General features: G+C 77.0%; 1 protein-coding gene. It reads left to right on the top strand.

What is annotated here, in order from left to right; translation table 11 throughout:
- A partial coding sequence (locus DW299_RS08530) for a hypothetical protein (RefSeq protein WP_136036331.1) occupies positions 1 to 1,611 on the top strand: 1,611 nt, incomplete at both ends.

The raw sequence follows: 1,611 nt of genomic DNA, 5'->3' as shown, positions 1-1,611 counted from the left end.
TGGCCCAGGGCACCGCGGCCGGATCGGCCCTCCGCCCGGCCAGCGCCCGCGGTCGCCGCCTCACGAACCTCGCGCACCTGCGGTTCCTGCTGGCCGACGTGCCGGTGGTCGCGAGCGACACGCACACCACCGAGGGCATCGCGGAGCGCCCCGTCGTGCGGGCGCCGTGGACCTACGCCGACACCGACGGCGCGGGCGGCTACCGTCCGGTCGGCGGCGGCACGCGCGACGCCGCCACCGGCTACTGGTCGCAGGGCGCGTACAACGCCGACGACATCGCCCGCGCCGCGGTGGTGTTCCTGCGGGACTGGCGCGCCACGGGCGACCCGCAGAGCCGCGACGACGCCCGCGACGTGCTCCGCTCCCTCGCGTTCCTCCAGACCGTGTCGGGGCCGAACGCCGGACGCGTGGTGCTGTGGCAGCAGGAGGACGGCACGCTCACGCCGAGCGCGATCCCGGTGGAGCTGCCCGACCCCTCGGACTCGGCGGAGTCGTACTGGCTGGCCCGCACCGTGTGGGCCTTCGGAGAGGGATACGCCGCGTTCCGCACGGAGGATCCCGCCTTCGCGGAGTTCCTGCGAGCGCGGCTGCACCTGTGCCTGGACGCGCTGGCGCGCGAGTCGCTCGGCCGTGCAGGGCAGTGGGTCCGCAGCGACGGACGCGACCTGCCGGCGTGGCTCATCGCGGGCGGCGCCGACGCCACCGCGGAGGCGATGCTCGGGCTCGCCGCAGCCGCGGAGGCCGGAGACGACCGCAGCCGCACGGCCCTGCAGACGTACGCCGAGGGCGTGGCGGCCATGGCGACCGACCCCGATCAGGGCTGGCCGTTCGGGGCCGTGCTGCCGTGGACGGGCTCGCTGGGGTTCTGGCACGCGTGGGGCGCGGCGGCTCCCGAGGCGCTGGCCAGGGCGGGCGGCGTGCTGCGACGCCCCGATCTCTCCGCCGCGGCCGTGGCGGACGCGGCCCGCTTCACGCCGCAGGTGCTGACCTCGGGCGGACCGCACAACGCGTGGGCGCCACTGCCCGCCGAGGCGCAGATCGCCTACGGCGCACACGGCCGCGTGGCCGGGGCGCTGCAGGCGGCGAGCGCGGGCGGCGAGGGACTGCGGGTGATCGCGGGGCTCGCGGCGGGATGGTTCTTCGGTGCCAACACCGCGGGCGTGCCGGTGTACGACCCCGCGACCGGCGTGACCTTCGACGGCGTCGAGACCGACGGCCGCGTGAACCGCAACTCGGGCGCGGAGTCGACGATCCACGGCCTGCTCACGATGCAGCTGCTCGACGCGAACCCCGACGTGGCGCGGCTGGCGACCTCGATCACGGGGCTGTCGTCGTTCGCGGGACTGCGGGCGCTCGACGCCGAGGCCGCACGGCTCTCGCCCGGGTGCACGGTCGAGCGTCCCGCGGACGGCGCGTGGACCGGCGAGGGCAACCTCGCCGGTGGCGCGTTCGTGCGGGTGCCCGAGGGCGAGTGGGTCGAGTTCGACCTCACCGAGCCCGGCGGAGTGCTGCACGGGCTCGTGTGGCGGCAGGCCGCGGACGCCGGGACCGCGGTGTGGGAGGCGCGGCGCGGCGGACGGCGGCTGTGGAGCACCGAGACCGCGGCCGGGG

This window comes from Microbacterium sp. K35 (assembly GCF_004794375.1).
GTDB classification, from domain to species: Bacteria; Actinomycetota; Actinomycetes; order Actinomycetales; family Microbacteriaceae; genus Microbacterium; species Microbacterium sufflavum.
The sequence above is the reverse complement of the archived record's forward strand: the minus strand, read 5'-3'. Positions and strand labels throughout refer to the sequence as shown.